Annotated in this window: 14 protein-coding genes; 4 read left to right on the forward strand and 10 right to left on the reverse strand. The window is 60.1% G+C overall.

The features are described 5' to 3' along the window. Positions 1 to 16: 16 nt before the first annotated feature. From SCM96_08090 to SCM96_08110, 5 genes are all read right to left on the reverse strand, one after another. Positions 17 to 391 (reverse strand): response regulator, encoded by a 375-nt coding sequence (locus SCM96_08090; GenBank protein MDW7760583.1) that lies wholly within the window; start codon positions 389 to 391, stop codon positions 17 to 19. Between the two features lie 120 nt (positions 392 to 511). Next, positions 512 to 1,264: an ABC transporter ATP-binding protein gene (locus tag SCM96_08095; protein ID MDW7760584.1), complete on the reverse strand. Its 753-nt coding sequence runs from the start codon at positions 1,262 to 1,264 to the stop codon at positions 512 to 514. Continuing rightward, entirely contained in the window at positions 1,261 to 1,992 is a 732-nt protein-coding gene (locus SCM96_08100; protein ID MDW7760585.1) for an energy-coupling factor transporter transmembrane component T, read from the reverse strand. Before SCM96_08100 ends, SCM96_08095 begins: the two co-directional genes overlap by 4 nt. Further along, positions 1,989 to 2,501, reverse strand: coding sequence for a hypothetical protein (locus SCM96_08105; GenBank protein MDW7760586.1), 513 nt, complete (start codon positions 2,499 to 2,501; stop codon positions 1,989 to 1,991). The genes SCM96_08100 and SCM96_08105 overlap by 4 nt, the downstream gene beginning before the upstream one ends. Continuing rightward, positions 2,498 to 3,079, reverse strand: a complete 582-nt coding sequence (locus SCM96_08110) for a CbiM family transporter (GenBank protein ID MDW7760587.1) — start codon at positions 3,077 to 3,079, stop codon at positions 2,498 to 2,500. The genes SCM96_08105 and SCM96_08110 overlap by 4 nt, the downstream gene beginning before the upstream one ends. On the opposite strand from SCM96_08110, the gene SCM96_08115 reads away from it, so the two are divergent. The 4 genes from SCM96_08115 to SCM96_08130 are packed head-to-tail and all read left to right on the forward strand — an operon-like array spanning position 3,078 to position 7,441. After that, positions 3,078 to 3,269, forward strand: a complete 192-nt coding sequence (locus SCM96_08115; GenBank protein ID MDW7760588.1) for a hypothetical protein — start codon at positions 3,078 to 3,080, stop codon at positions 3,267 to 3,269. The two genes, SCM96_08110 and SCM96_08115, sit on opposite strands and share 2 nt — an antisense overlap. A gap of 44 nt (positions 3,270 to 3,313) precedes the next feature. Then, on the forward strand, positions 3,314 to 5,134 hold the full coding sequence (gene guaA / locus SCM96_08120) for a glutamine-hydrolyzing GMP synthase (protein MDW7760589.1): 1,821 nt from the start codon (positions 3,314 to 3,316) through the stop codon (positions 5,132 to 5,134). Between the two features lie 7 nt (positions 5,135 to 5,141). Continuing rightward, the gene (locus SCM96_08125; protein MDW7760590.1) at positions 5,142 to 6,407 is read left to right on the forward strand and encodes an aminotransferase class V-fold PLP-dependent enzyme; all 1,266 of its coding nucleotides are present in this window, start codon (positions 5,142 to 5,144) and stop codon (positions 6,405 to 6,407) included. After that, a complete protein-coding gene (locus SCM96_08130) occupies positions 6,404 to 7,441 on the forward strand; it encodes a putative zinc-binding metallopeptidase (protein MDW7760591.1) in 1,038 nt (345 codons plus the stop codon). Before SCM96_08125 ends, SCM96_08130 begins: the two co-directional genes overlap by 4 nt. Before the next feature lie 3 nt (positions 7,442 to 7,444). Here SCM96_08130 and SCM96_08135 read toward each other — a convergent pair whose 3' ends face one another. The 5 genes from SCM96_08135 to rpiB form a co-directional block, all read right to left on the reverse strand. Beyond that, positions 7,445 to 8,527 (reverse strand): hypothetical protein, encoded by a 1,083-nt coding sequence (locus SCM96_08135; GenBank protein ID MDW7760592.1) that lies wholly within the window; start codon positions 8,525 to 8,527, stop codon positions 7,445 to 7,447. 61 nt (positions 8,528 to 8,588) lie between these two features. Beyond that, a complete protein-coding gene (amrS, locus tag SCM96_08140; protein ID MDW7760593.1) occupies positions 8,589 to 9,698 on the reverse strand; it encodes an AmmeMemoRadiSam system radical SAM enzyme in 1,110 nt (369 codons plus the stop codon). A gap of 35 nt (positions 9,699 to 9,733) precedes the next feature. Further along, a complete protein-coding gene (locus SCM96_08145) occupies positions 9,734 to 12,010 on the reverse strand; it encodes a spermine synthase (protein MDW7760594.1) in 2,277 nt (758 codons plus the stop codon). A gap of 69 nt (positions 12,011 to 12,079) precedes the next feature. Further along, positions 12,080 to 13,723 (reverse strand): hypothetical protein, encoded by a 1,644-nt coding sequence (locus tag SCM96_08150; protein MDW7760595.1) that lies wholly within the window; start codon positions 13,721 to 13,723, stop codon positions 12,080 to 12,082. Positions 13,724 to 13,834: 111 nt separating this feature from the next. Next, complete coding sequence (gene rpiB / locus SCM96_08155; GenBank protein MDW7760596.1) at positions 13,835 to 14,278, reverse strand: ribose 5-phosphate isomerase B; 444 nt, start codon at positions 14,276 to 14,278, stop codon at positions 13,835 to 13,837. Position 14,279 lies beyond the last annotated feature (1 nt).

Consider the following 14,279-nt stretch of genomic DNA (forward strand, 5'->3'; position numbering starts at 1 on the left):
TCTCACGCCGTCGGATTCAGCGGGCTTTGAGAAACTTCTCGATGGTTTGGAGAAGCAGAGGGGTGTCAATGGGTTTTTCCAGGAAGGCGTCGGCGCCGGCGTCACGCGTTTCCTGTTTGAACACAGCCTTTTTATAGACTCCCGTCATCAGGATGACCGATGTCCCCGACATTTCGGGGTCGCTTTTGATCCGTTTGCAGACGTCGATTCCGTGGACTTTGGGAAGGAGCATATCGCTGATCAGGACATCCGGTTTTTCCTGTTTGGCCAGCTCCAACCCCGCTTGGCCGTCCCGGGCGCTGAAGACCCGGTAACCGTTCCGGACCAGAACGCTTTCCAAAATTTGCAGGGTCGTTTTATCGTCGTCGATAAGGACAATTATCGCTTCCATCGTGATGCTCCAAAGTTAGTTTAATTCATTCCTGAAAATTAGGCAAACCCCGGCCGGGAATGCCTTGTCGGCGGATTTTCCCTTGGAATGAAGAAGATGCCGAGATAGGGCCTCGGCGGCTCAGGACGGCACGAGATCCCGGCAAACCCGGCAGACCGAGCGGAAATCCAGGCCGCAGGATTGGAGAAGATCCCGGTCGGCGGCCAGTTCGGCCGGCGTTGCGGTTTTCAGAATGCGGCCTTCCTTGAGGACGGCCAGGCGGTCGCAGCAGGCCAGGGCCGGAAGAATCTGTTGGGAGACGACGATGACCGTCGCCTTGAGATTGCGGATGATGTCGACAAGATTTTCGACCATGGCCGGATCGAGGTTGGAAAACGGCTCGTCGAAAGCGATGACTTGAGGCTCCATGGCCAGAACCGTGGCCAGGGCAACCCGTTTCCTCTCGCCGAAAGACAGGCGGTGAGAGATTCTCTTTTCGAAACCCTCGAGCTTCATGCCTCTCAGTGCATCGGAGACACGGCGCTCGACCTCGCCGCGTTCGAGTCCCATATTGAGCGGACCGAAGGCCACGTCTTCCTCGACCGTCGGGTTGAAGAGCTGGTCGTCGGGGTTTTGAAAGACCAGGCCGACCCGGCGCCGGATTTCGGGAAGGGTCGCCTTTGCTATTTCCAGGCCGCCGATGAAGACACGGCCGCGGCCGTGAAGAACGCCGTTCAGGTGGAGAAGCAGGGTGGATTTTCCCGCACCCGAAGGTCCGAGGATTCCGAATGTTTCTCCGCTTCGGATTTCGAGATCGAGGTTTCGAAGAACCGGTTCGCCGTCATAGGAAAAATTCAGATTTTCAATGGAGACGGCGGAGTCGGACTCGGTCATGCGAGGATCCGAACGACTCCGAATAATCCGAGACAGAAACCGGCAAAAGCGGCGTCGCGAAGTCTGAACGTCATCTCCCGGGTCGAGGGATAGGTTCCCGTGAAGCCCCTGGACAGCATGGCTTGATGAAGTGTTTGGGCGCGCTCCCAGCTTCTTAAGAATATCATGGCCGCCTGCCGCCCGTAGACCTGGAAGCGGTTGACCCGCAGCCGGCCCGGCGTGCGGCTGAGCCGGGCCCGTTCCGTTCTCAGCCGTTCGTCGTTGACGATAAACGCGAACCGAAACATGAGGGAGGAGAGGGAGCCGAAAACGGCCGGAAGGCCGAGCCGGCGCAATCCGCCCAAAACCCGGTCCAAACTGTCCGAGGAGACGAGGAGGGAGATGAGGATCAGGGCGGCCGCGGCCTTGAGAAAAAGCGACAGGGACAGGCCCCAGTCGGCCGCTCCCCCGCTTTCGGCCATCCTTGAGAAGGGCAGAAGAACGGCGGCGGTCAGGATGAAGGGAATCGCGGGAAGGGAGCGCCGGAGAACGCCGGCCGGAGCCATGCGTCCGAACAGGAAAAGCCCGGCCAGAATCAGATAATAGTAAAGGTAAGCTTGGGTCCCACCCGGCGGTTCGGTAACGACGATGGCGGCCGCCCCGGCGAATGCGATGATTTTTGCCCGGGGATCGATGTTGCGCAGGTGGGCGTCGGCTTCGCCGTTAAGACTCCGGTTGAATGATTTCATTTATGGGGTGCCTTTCCCGATCGAAGATCCCGGCGCGCTTTCAGTCCCATGAAGAGGCCCGTGAATCCGAAGATCAGACAGAGTCCGATGAGGAGCTTGAGGGCGTTCGAAAGACCGGCGGGCGGCTCGGGCTGTTCCACGGCGATTTCGGGTTTTGCGGCGGCGGTTTCCTTTCCGGCCAGGAAATCCGCGTCGATCGTGATTGCGGCTCTGCGACGGTGTCCCATCTCGTCGTCGATGATGACCGTCCATTCCCCGGCCCGGTCCGGGAGGAAGGCGAAGCGGCCGGATGCGTCGGCGCGGCCGGACTGATAGGGGGATTCCGAAGCATCGGGGCCGAAGACGGTCGCCGCGGCGAAGGCCGGGATGCCGCCGCCGTCGTAGGACGAAGAGACGATGACGGTCGGGGGATGAAGATCGGTTTTAACGATCAACCCGTGGGCGAATAGAAGTGCAACCGGAACGGCCATGAGGATTCCGGCGGCGGATAGGCGTTTGAATGCGGTCATGTTTTCTCCAGTATCGGGGATTTAATTTTGCGGAAGAATCCGACGGCGGCGATGGTGAGGGCGGCCTCGACAATTCCGACAACCGCATAAATCCCCAGGATAAAGATGATGCCTTTCCCATATCCCGAAAGGCGGAATTCGAAGGCCATCAGGGCGGCCGGGATGACGACGCCCAGGAAGCCGGCGGCACCGGCGCGCAGGGGCTCGGGGAGGCCGGACCATTTCCAGACCACAACCGCCGCCGCCGCTCCCGCTCCCATGTTGAAGGCGTTCAACCCCAGGGACAGGAGCCCGCCGTGCTGGAAAATCAAGGCCTGGAAAAGGAGGGCCGTGAAAACGGCCGGGAAAGCCTTGAATCCCAGGATGATTCCGGCCAGGCCGAAAAGCCCGAGGTGAACCGATGTCCCGGCGACAGGGAAATGGATCAGGGAAACGGAAAAAAGAGCGGCGGCTGCAAGGCCCATCCGGGGGATGTCTTCGGTCTCGGCCTTTTTCCCGGCGATGGCTACGGCGCCAAGGCTTACGGCATAGGCCGCAACGGCGGCCTCGATCGTTACGATTCCGTCGGCGATATGCATGGTCGACTTTCTTTTTATCACACTGTGGCAAAGAAATCAATATCGTGCCACCTTTCTGCTTTGGCTGCTGGAGATTGTTGATTTTATTGCAGATAGAAAACAATCTTTTAAAAAACATGCCTTTTTAATCTTAAACCTAATGATATCAACACCTTCCAGCAGCCAAAGCAGAAGGGGAGAGGGGAGTTGACTTCGGGGCGGAAGACCGCTAATGTGAGGGCGACGGAGCGAAACATGAAACATGACGCCATCGCGGTCATCGACTTCGGCGGGCAATACGCCCATCTCATCGCCACAAAGGTCCGCCGGCTGAAGGTTTTGGCCGAGATCCGGCAGCCCGACGATCCCCTGGATGACTTTCAGGACTATCAAGGCCTCATCATTTCCGGAAGTCCCAGTCTGTCCTCGTTCGGCGAGGACTCCCAATACAACAAGGCGATTTATGATCTGCCGATTCCCATCCTCGGTTTCTGTTTCGGTCACCAGGAGATCGCCAAACACTACGGCGGAACGGTCGTCCACGGCGGAAGCGAATGGGGCCGGACCCGACTCAACATCTGCGCCGAAACCCCTCTTTTCAGGGGTCTCGAATCCGGCGAGCAGGTCTGGATGAGCCATTTCGACACGGTGACCGGAATCGGCCCGGACTTCATCGAAATCGGCACGTCATGTCTCGGCCCCGAGGGTGAGGTCCACCGGTTTGCCGCCATCGCCTCGGAAAAGCTCCGCCGCTACGGCGTTCAGTTCCATCCCGAGGTTGACGATACGCTGAAGGGCGAAACCATCATCTCCAACTTCCTGTTCGACATCTGCGGATGCCGGCCGACCTGGACTATGGACAACTACCTCGAATCGCAAGTGCGCCTCATCCGGGACAGAGTGGGCGAAGCCTCCGTCTTTCTTCTCATCTCGGGCGGTGTGGATTCCGCCGTGGCCGCCAAGCTCCTCGAGAAGGCCCTCGGCCCGGGAAGACTCCGCCTCCTTCACATCGACAACGGGTTCATGCGCAAAAACGAAAGCCGCGAAGTCCTCGAAACCCTGCGGGCCGCGGGCCTCGGCACCGATCTTCATTTCGCCGATGCATCGGAGGCCTTTCTTTCCGCCGCCGCGGGGCTCATCGATCCCGAAGCCAAACGCCGGGCCGTCGGCGAAACCTTCGTCCGCGTCTTCGAGAGCGAAGCCCGAAAACTGGGGATCGAGGACCATCTTCTGGGACAGGGAACGATCTATCCCGACACGATCGAAACGGGCGGCACGAAACGGGCCGATACCATCAAGACCCACCACAACCGCGTCCCCGTCATCGACGAGATGATCGCCCGCGGCCGCGTCGTCGAACCCCTGGCCGATCTTTACAAGGTCGAAGTCCGCGAGCTCGGCGAACTTCTCGGTCTGCCCCGGGCTGTTGTCTGGAAACATCCCTTCCCGGGTCCGGGTCTGGCCGTTCGGCTTCTCTGCTCGGATGGAACGTCCGACCGGACCGACTTCGAACGGATCGAGCCGGCCGTGTTCCGGATCGCCGACCACTACAGCCTGGAGGCCTCGATTCTTCCCATCCGCTCGGTCGGAGTCAAAGCCGACCTCCGGGTTTATGAACATCCCGTGATCCTGAGCGGCGAGGCGGATTGGGAGACATGGCTTGAGGTCGCCGGACGGATCTTCCGCGAAGTCAAGGGGATCAACCGCTGTCTCTGGAACCTCGGCCCGGGCGTTCCGGCTTCTTTCGAGCCCCTGGCCGCCACTCTGACGCGGCCGCGGCTCGATCTCCTTCGCGAGGCCGACGCGGCCGTCATGGATGGTTTGCGCCGCCACGGCGTTTACGACGACATCTGGCAATGTCCGACGGTCTTCGTGCCTCTCTCTGTGGACGGCACGGGCCGGGAACTTGTCGTCGTCCGGCCCCTCCACTCGGAGCGGGCCATGACCGCGGCACCGGCCCGCCTGCCGGACGCCCTTCTTGACGAACTCCGAGCCGCAATCCTCAAGCTTCCCGATATCTCCGCCTTGTGTCTCGATATCTCTTCGAAACCGCCGGGCACGATCGAGTGGGAGTGACGCCGCCGTGTCCCGCCGGGATTTTCTGAAAACCCTGTCTCAAACGGCCGCAGCCGTTTCCGTTTCCGCGGCCGCCGCGGGCGCCGCCGCAGACCCCTGGGCCGGCTTCCCCGAAACGGATGATCCCGAATTCTGGGACAAGATCCGCGGCCTGTTTCCTCTGGCCCCGGATTCGGCTTTCTTCAACACGGGCACGCTCGGCGCCATGCCCCGGATCGTTCTGGACACCGTGATCGGCCACCTGCGTCTGACCGCAGAGCGCATCGCGGATTGGGATTACAAGGACGCCGATTGGATCTCCGGTTACCAGCCCCACATGGAAGTCCGTTCCGGAATCAGCCGGCTCATCAACGCCCTTCCCGAGGAGATCGCCCTCACGGAAAATGCCACGGCGGGCATGAATTATGCAGCTCTCGGACTCGATCTCAAGGCCGGAGACGAAATCCTTCTCACGGACCAGGAGCACCCCGGCGGAATCAGCGGCTGGCGTCTTCTCGAAAAGCGCCGCGGCGTCGTCTGCCGGGAAATCGCCGTACCGAAACCGGCCCGCGATCCGGAACAGATCCTGGATCTTTTCATCAAAGCCATGACCCCGCGCAGCCGCGTGCTGGCCGTGCCCCACATCATATCCGGAAGCGGTGCGATTCTTCCCATCCGCGAGCTCTGCGCCGAAGCCCGCCGCCGCGGTCTCTTCACCGTCATCGACGGCGCCCAGTCCGTCGGACACATCCCGGTCGATGTGCGGGACCTGGATTGCGACGCCTATTACGGCAGTCTTCACAAGTGGATTCTGGCTCCCGCGGGGACGGGATTCCTCTATGTCAAAAAAGACCGCATGCCGGACATCTGGACGACCCTGGCCTCCACGCAATGGGACAACAGCGAAGATCCCGGATTCCGACTCGGACAGAGGGGCACCGGCAACCTGTCTCTTCTTTTCGGTTGCGAGGCCGCCCTCGAGTTCCATTTCCGGATCGGACCGGAAAGAATCCATACCCGGATCAGGGAACTCGGCGATATGTTGCGCGCAGGATTGTCGGCCGTTCCCGGCGTCCGGGTTCTGACGCCGCTTCACCCGGCTATGGCTGCCGGCATCACCGTCTATGCCGTCGAGGGTTGGACCGGCGAACGCATCCAGGACGAGTTGTGGGCCAGGGCGCGGATCCGGCCCCGGTTCCAGTCCGACGGAATCAGCATCCGCCAGTCCACCCATATCTACAATTCTCCCGAAGACATCGAGCGGACCCTGGAAATTCTCCAAGGATTGACATGAGCGGGAAAAGCATCCAATCCCTCGTCCAGAGTTGGGAAACCGTCCGCTATGAACTTCTCAACACCCGGATCTCCGATCTCGGCCTGGAGGTCGAGGGTTCTCCCGTCGAACCCTTTGTGCACCGCCTGCACAGGGAGATGGACAAAAAGGGCTTTCTCTTCAAACCCCAGGTTTATCTCGCCGACGGATGGGGTTGTCCCGACAGAACGCCCGTCATCGGCATCCCCTTCTATCTGGCCGATCGCCGGCTGGCCCGCCTGGAACAGGAGCAGACGGGGGAGGTCGAGGACGCCCGGACCGTCATGATGCTCCTCCGGCACGAGGCCGGCCATGCCTTGAACTATGCCTACAAGCTCTGGGAAAGAACGAGCTGGAAGGAAATGTTCGGTCTCTTCACGAAACCTTACCGGGACGCCTTCCGGCCCGACCGGTTCAGCCGCCATTTCGTCCGTCACATCGCCTCTTATCCCTACGGCCGAACCTACGCCCAGAAACATCCCGACGAGGATTTCAGCGAGACGTTCGCGGTGTGGCTGACGCCGCGGTCCGGCTGGAGAACGCGATACCGTCATTGGCCGGTCATTCGCAAACTCCGCTATGTCGACCGGCTGATGCGGGACATCAAAAGGACCAAACCCCTGACCCTTCGCCGCCGTGTGGTCCGGCCCGTCGAAAAAATGAATATCCTCCTGGCCGATCATTACGGGAAAAAAGCCGAGGTTTTCCGCCGCTCGGCCCGCGGGTACGTGGACGACAAGCTGCGCGAGGTTTTCCCGCCCGTCCGCGGCCGGGTTCTCCTGGCTGCAGAGAACCTTTTCCGGCGCAAACGCAACGAACTCATGAGCCGCGTCATCCGCTGGTCGGAGCTGGACGATGGTGAAGTGGAAACCATCCTCAAGAAGCTCGAGAACCGGGCCGAAAGCCTGGGGTTGTTTTACCGGCGCAGCGCCGAAGGCGAAAAAATCATGGATATCGTCGCCCTGGCGGTTGCTCTGGCCATGGATTACGCCTACACCGGTCGCCTGACCGGCTGATTGTCATTTCGGTCGCTTGGCTTGGGGCGCCGGCCCGTTTTTCAGGCCGAAAATGGGCAGACTCATGTCGAACGGCGGACCTTCGAAGGCCGCCTTGAGGACGAGCTGCAGAAGCTGGGGATAACGAATCCCGGCCTTTCGGGCCGATCGGGCCAGCCCCATCCCTTCATCCAGGCAAGGGTTGCAGTTGACCTCGAGAACCCGCGGTTCGCCGTTTTCGTCCAACCGGATATCGGCCCGGCCGTAACCCCATCCGCCAACGACACGGAAGGCCCGAACGGCGGTCTCGCCGATCCGGGCGGCCAAATCCGCCGGCACTTTAGCCGGGCAGATGACGCGGGTTTTCCTGTATTCCACGGATGTTTCAATCCACTTGGCCGCGTAAGACATGATGGGAGGGATGGATTCCGGCAAGTCCGAATAATCGACCTCGGCCAGCGGGAGTACGGTGAGTTTTTTCCCCCCGATCAACCCGACATTGAATTCCCGACCCGGAAGAAATCTCTGGACGAGAGCCGGTTGATTGTAATCCTTAAGAATTTCGCGGACTTTGTCCCTCAGATCTTTTTTGGTGTGAACGACGGAGTCGCGGTCGAGCCCGATCCCGGCATGTTCCTGGCTGGGATGGACGATGAGCGGAAAGCGCCAGGAATTTTCCCGGATTTCGCCGAGACGTTCGACCAGGGTGGTGTCGGGCGGAATCGGAATGCCGGCGCCCTGGAGAAGGCTGGCCGCCATGTATTTGTAGCGGCTGAGGCCCAATCCCAGCGCGGGGGAGCCGGTGTGCGGGAAGCCGAGCATCCGGATGAAGGCGGCGACGCGCATCTCATAGAGCGCTCCGTGAACGACGTCGTCATATTGGTTGAAAACGACGTCGGGCCGGATCTTACGGAGTTTCCGCTGGAGATAGGACAAGTCGTCCGAGAGGGGGACGACCGTAACCGTATGACCGAGGCGGCGCATGGCCCGGGCCATGCGCCGGATCATTTGTTGCAGATGCCAGCCGCTGCCCTCATCGCCGGGGGATTCCGGTTGAGAGTCGGTATAGGCATTGTAGATCAAGGCCACGCGAAGTTTCTTTTTCATGGTTCCTCAAACTCTCGATGATTGCGCGTATCATAGTGCAAGATATCCCGAAGCGCAAGACTTAAGCCCAGATTCCGGGAATCGGCCGGCCGCAATTCCCGCACGTTCCCTCTTTCATGTTCGTTTCGACGACGGAGAAATGGGTGCGCCGGATGATGATTTCACGGCAGGAGGGACAAAAGGTCGAGTTTCCGGCATGGCCGGGAACATTGCCCATGTAGACATATTGCAGTCCGGCCCGATTTGCGACCTCGCAGGCGTTTTCAAGCGTGGACAAAGGTGTTGCGGGAAGATGGGGCAGTTTATAGTTCGGAAAGAAGCGTGTGAAATGGATCGGCGTTTCGGGGCCGAGTTTTTCGGCGATCCAGAAACACATCGCCTCGATCTCATCCGGCCGGTCGTTGAGCGAGGGGACGACGAGGTTGACGATTTCGAGCCAGACGTTTTTCTCTTTCACCGTCTGCAGCGTTTCGAGCACGGGCGCCAGAGTTGCCTGGGATACGTCGTCATAAAACGCCTCGCTGAATCCCTTGAGGTCGATCTTGACGGCGTCGAGCACCTTGAGAAGCTCGACCAGGGGTTCCCGATTGATATAACCGTTCGACACGATCGATGTCCGCAGCCCCCGCGCCCGGGCCAGACGGGAGATGTCGAGGACGTACTCGTAGAAAACGGTGGGTTCGGTATAAGTGAAGGAGATCGATGTCATGCCCTCCCGCACCGCCCGTTCGACGACGGCGGCCGGCGTGTGGGGAAAAACCCTGACATCCTCGATTCGTTTCTGGGACAGATGCCAGTTCTGGCAGTACTTGCACCGCAGGTTGCAGCTTGCGCAGGCCAGGCACAGGCGTTCATGGCCCGGAAGAAAGTGGTAGAGCGGCGCTTTTTCGATAGGCCCGATGTCCACGGTCGAAGGTTTCCCGTAGACGACGGAATAAAGCGTTCCGCCCCGGTTTTCGCGGTTCCGGCAGAATCCCCGCCGGCGATTTTCGATGATGCACTGCCGCGGGCACAACCGGCATTGGACGGACCGTCCGTCGGTTTTCCGGTAAAACATCGCCTCCTTGCGCGCGCGGGTGTTTTCCGCCGCCGCGCCGGACTCGGGCGGGAAAAAGCCCGCCCCCGCGAGGAGCGAGGCCATGGTTTTCAGAAAATGCCGTCTGTCCGTCATCGCCGTCACGCACCGCCCTTCACAAAAATTCTATGTCATTTCCGCATCTTTGTGAAGACGAGGATGAGCAGCCAACTTCCGATCTTGACCAGGGCCAGAAAAAAACAGGCGGCCTTGAGCCCGAGCACCGGAAGCAGAAGAATCCCGCCGGCCAGGCCTCCGAGGAATCCTCCCAGAAGATCCGCACCATAGAGAAGTCCGGCCGTTTGTCCGAAAGGCCGCTTTTCGGGAGGAAGTTCCAATTGGATTCCGGCCGCCAGCGGAAATTGAAATCCGACCAGGAACCCGGAAACGAACGAGATAAGGAAAAAGACGGCATAAGGCAGGCCGCGGCCGGCGCCGGTTTCGAGAAGGAGGGCGAGGCCGGAAAAGACAAATGGAAGCCCGACCGCCAAGCCGACGAAGCCCGCTTCCAGTTTCAGGAAAAGGCCGGCGCCGTTCCCGGCCCGGTCCGGGCGGCGCGCGGACTTCCGGCCTCCAAAGGCCGTGCCGGCCAGAAACAGGGTGAGCAAAAGTCCGACCTGATGATAGAGATAACCGAAAAACGACTGAAACGTCAGGATGACAGACAACTGGAAAATCATTCCGCACAGGCCCGATGACAAAACGGCGTAGGGGACGGCCCAGGTCGAAAGCCGGGGTTTGATTTTGAAGGCAAGAAACAGCAAAACGGGAATGAGGAAGCCCGGCCAGAACAGAGATGCGGGTTTGAGCGCGCCCATGGCGGAGAAGACCTTCGTCAAACCCGGGGCAAAAAGGGCGTTCCAAGTCGCAAGGCTGTAAAAGACGCCGATCGGCCGGAAGTCGGAATTGAGCCGGGGTTCCGCGCCTTCCATCGATTCCCGAAACCAGGCCAGCCGCTCCGGCCGCAGCCGGAAGGCCAGGTAATCGTCCGTGAAGATGCCGCTTTCGATCTCTCGTTCGGCCATCCGGGCGGCCAGTTCGGCCACGGCCGTTTTTTCCGTTTCCGCAGAGTCGGAGGCAATGAAGAGATTGATATCGCCGGGTATCGTCCGCACATGCGGGAAAACACTCCGCAGGGTGTCCTCGATGCATCGGTTGAGGTCCCGAACCGGGGCGGTGATGTGTGTCGCGGAGCCGGGCAGGGAGAGCGCGAGTAGACCGCCCGGATTCATCTTTCCCCGGGCCGTCAAAAAGAACTCGCGGGTGAAGAGCCGGTTCGTCTGGAGTTCCTGGGGAGCTGACAGCCCGATCAGAATGATGTCGTAGCGATTGTTCGTGCGTTTGATATGGAAACGGCCGTCGGAGAAATGGACGTGGACCCGGGGATCGGCGAGTTCCATCCGGGTCGTCGGCGTCTCGAATCGATGAAGGAGCTTCAGCACCAGAGGATCGAGTTCCACGTAGTCCACCCGCCGAACGGGATGTTTCAGAATTTCCCGGATGATCCCCCCGGCGCCTCCTCCGAGAACGGCCGCGGATTCCGGATTCGGGTGATGAAGAAAGGGGAAGTGCACAAAGTCTTCGACCGCTTCAACGTCGGGATCGGGCGCGGTTATCGCGGGCAGGCCGTCGGAGAAAAACGTGTATTGCTCGCCCTGTCGGGTTACGGTGATGTTGCCGTAGACGGAATTTTCGCTGTGGACGACATCCATTCCCCGCCATTGAAGTCTCAGGGAAAAGGCATGGATCCGATCCAAAACAGGCGGCGAAAGCGCCGGGATCATCAAGACGACCATGACGGCGGCGGCGCCGAAGAGGATTTTCCGGACCCGAAGCAAAACAATGGAAATCAGGGCATTGGCCAGGGAGATCAGAATGGCGATTGTGAGGGAATCCAGGAGTTGAATCAGAAGATAAGTCAGAAGAATTCCGCCGGCGATCGAACCGAGGGTTTCCAGGACATAGACATTCCCGATGGAGGAGGCTTTTTCCGTTTGGTGATCCGCGGCCAGCCGGCAGCCGAAGGGAAAAAGCGCGCCATGGGGGAGCGCCACGGGAAGGAGAAGAAGGAACGAGGCCGCGAAGACGGAGACAAGCCCCAGGGCTTCTCCCGGCGTTTCGAAAAACACGGCCTTGAAGATCCGGCTGAAAAAGACCGCCGGGGGAAAGGCCGCGGCGAAAATCAATTGGAAGAGAACATAGACCTCCAGTTTTTTGGCCGTCTTTTCCGCGAACCTTCCGCCCAGGACGGCGCCCGCGGCTTCGAGGAGAAGCCAGTTGGCCAGGATGATGCCGATCGTCAGCTCGTTTCCGTAAAACGAAACGAGCATCTCCCGGAGAAGAATAACCTGACCGACGATTCCGCTCGCTCCCATGAGGAGGAGGGACGTTTTCAGTGGTTTCCCCATGGCCTCACCGGGCCAAAGCGTAAATCAGGGACACCGGCGTGTCAAGAAACGGTGACCCGGCCGGAGGGTTTAAAGGGCCGCGAGAATGCGGTCAAGGCCGGATTCGATATCGCTTTTGAGGTCGATCCGCAACACGCGCCGGTCCGTTTTCCTCAGGGCCAGATAATCCCCGAGAGCCTGGGCCCGGACAATCGTCCCGAAGGAATAATCCGTTTCGGGAACGCTGAGGTCAGTCCCGGGCTCGTCGACGAGCTGGAGGAAAAGGCCCGTGTTCGGTCCGCCCTTGTGAAGCTGTCCCGTGGAATGGAGAAAGCGTGGCCCGTATCCGAATGTCGTTGCAAGTTTTATCTTTTCGAGAAGTGCGGCCCTGATATCGCGCAGGCGGCGGTCGATCTCCGGAGCCGGGGGAAGATAGGCCTGGACGGCGATGTAATCTCCGGTCCCGGCCTGAGAAACCCAGCCCTCGAGAGCCGTTTTCAGGTGCTCCGGATCGCCGGCGGGAACGGAGTTTTCGTCGCCTTCCGGCCGGCCGACCCCGCCGCCTTCCATAAATGATCTGGCCATGGACTTGGCAAGTTCGACATCCGGCTGATTGAAAGGATGAAGGCCCATGATGGACCCCGCGGCGGCGACGGCGATTTCCCATCGGAAAATTTCCCACCCGAGAGCGTAAAGATCGTTCAGAGTTGTCCGGATGACCGGATGTCCGAGCCGCTCCAGAGCGTCCAGCCGGGATTCGAGATCCCGGTCGCCGTCCTGTTCCAGGCTGATTCCGGCAAAGACGCGGTCGGCGCCGTAGTCTTCCGGCCGAAGAAGAGGCTCGTCCGCGACGGGAACGATGCCCCGGCCGTCTTTTCCCGTGCTTTCGGCGATGAGCTGTTCCAGCCAATCGGGAAAATGCCGAAGAGACTTCGAGGTGAGGAGGGTCAGTTTGTCTCTTGTCGCGGCGATTTCGCCCAGGGCGGCACCCAGAAGATATCCCGCTGCGACATCCACCGGATTGACCTGAAGGGTCGTTTCCGCCTCTTCCCGCGCCGCGTCGAGAAGCCGCTGGATGTCCATGCCGATCACGGCGGCCGGGACCAGGCCGAACTCGGTCAGAGCCGAGTATCGCCCTCCGACATTTGGATCCGCCTCGAAAAGCCCGCGGAAGCGCTTCTCGGCGGCCAGGGCGGCCAACGGCGTTCCTGGATCGGTTATGACGGCGAACCGCCGTCCGGGATCGCCCGTCAGACGCCCGGCTCTGTCCCAAAAGTATCGATGGAAGGACAGGGTTTCGAGCGTCGTCCCCGATTTGCTGGAGACGATAAACAACGTGCGATCCAGGTCAACCGCTTTTTCGGCCGCCGCGACCGCCGCCGGATGAGTGGAGTCCAGAACGAGAAGTTCGGGATATCCGGGCCGATTGCCGAAGGTCTTCTGAAAAAACTCCGGCGCCAAGCTGGATCCACCCATTCCAAAAAGCAGGACATGCGTGAAGCCTTCGATCCGGATTTCCTCGGCGAAGGATTCGATCTGACCCAGTTTTTCCGGCATCCGCTTCGGCAGGTCGAGCCATCCCAACCTGTCGGAAATCTCCTCCGGGCGATCCGCCCAGAGCGTATAGTCCTTGGCCCGAAGCCTTCCGGTAAAACCCGTCTTTTCCCACTCCTCCAGGCGTTTTTCGACTTTTATCTGAAATTCACCGAGGTGAAAACGGCTGATCACGGTCATCGGCTGCCTCCGTTGTAATCTTTCTGGATCCGGCTCCTATCTAACCGTTTATTGACAACCGATGTCAACTCTTCGAGGGGCCTCGGGGAATATACGCCAGCCTTTCCGTCTTCATTGTTTTTCATAATCCGCGATCTTTCTGAGGCGATTCCGATGCCGGGGTTTGCCGCTGAAAGGCGTGCGCAACCAGACGGCGATGATCCTCATGGCTCTTTCGGTCGGGAAATACCGCCCCCGGAGCCCCAGGACATTCGTATCGTTGTCGACACGCGACATTTTTGCGGAATAGGTATCATAGGCCGCCACGGCTCGAATGCCGTCCACCTTGTTGGCGGCGATCGTCATTCCGGTTCCCGTGCCGCAGATCAGGATCCCCCGCGAGCCTTTATGCTTGGCGACATGTTCGGCGACACGGAAAGCATAGTCCGGGTAATCCACGGGGTCAAGAGTGGTTGTTCCGAGATCCTCATAGGGGATCTTTCGACGCATCAGATCAGCCTTGATTTTTTCCTTCAGACGCACCCCGGCGTGATCGGAACCCAGGTAGATTTTCATG

It is taken from the genome of Acidobacteriota bacterium, from assembly GCA_033549365.1.
In the GTDB taxonomy this organism is placed as follows: Bacteria; Acidobacteriota; Aminicenantia; order Aminicenantales; family Saccharicenantaceae; genus JAWSUF01.

Coding starts and splice junctions, on each gene's coding strand:
- SCM96_08090 (MDW7760583.1), bottom strand. CDS start 391: ATGGAAGCGATAATTGTCCTTATCGACGACGATAAAACGACCCTGCAA.
- SCM96_08095 (MDW7760584.1), bottom strand. CDS start 1,264: ATGACCGAGTCCGACTCCGCCGTCTCCATTGAAAATCTGAATTTTTCC.
- SCM96_08100 (MDW7760585.1), bottom strand. CDS start 1,992: ATGAAATCATTCAACCGGAGTCTTAACGGCGAAGCCGACGCCCACCTG.
- SCM96_08105 (MDW7760586.1), bottom strand. CDS start 2,501: ATGACCGCATTCAAACGCCTATCCGCCGCCGGAATCCTCATGGCCGTT.
- SCM96_08115 (MDW7760588.1), top strand. CDS start 3,078: ATGGTCGACTTTCTTTTTATCACACTGTGGCAAAGAAATCAATATCGT.
- SCM96_08110 (MDW7760587.1), bottom strand. CDS start 3,079: ATGCATATCGCCGACGGAATCGTAACGATCGAGGCCGCCGTTGCGGCC.
- guaA (MDW7760589.1), top strand. CDS start 3,314: ATGAAACATGACGCCATCGCGGTCATCGACTTCGGCGGGCAATACGCC.
- SCM96_08130 (MDW7760591.1), top strand. CDS start 6,404: ATGAGCGGGAAAAGCATCCAATCCCTCGTCCAGAGTTGGGAAACCGTC.
- SCM96_08135 (MDW7760592.1), bottom strand. CDS start 8,527: ATGAAAAAGAAACTTCGCGTGGCCTTGATCTACAATGCCTATACCGAC.
- amrS (MDW7760593.1), bottom strand. CDS start 9,698: ATGACGGACAGACGGCATTTTCTGAAAACCATGGCCTCGCTCCTCGCG.
- SCM96_08145 (MDW7760594.1), bottom strand. CDS start 12,010: ATGGGGAAACCACTGAAAACGTCCCTCCTCCTCATGGGAGCGAGCGGA.
- SCM96_08150 (MDW7760595.1), bottom strand. CDS start 13,723: ATGACCGTGATCAGCCGTTTTCACCTCGGTGAATTTCAGATAAAAGTC.
- rpiB (MDW7760596.1), bottom strand. CDS start 14,278: ATGAAAATCTACCTGGGTTCCGATCACGCCGGGGTGCGTCTGAAGGAA.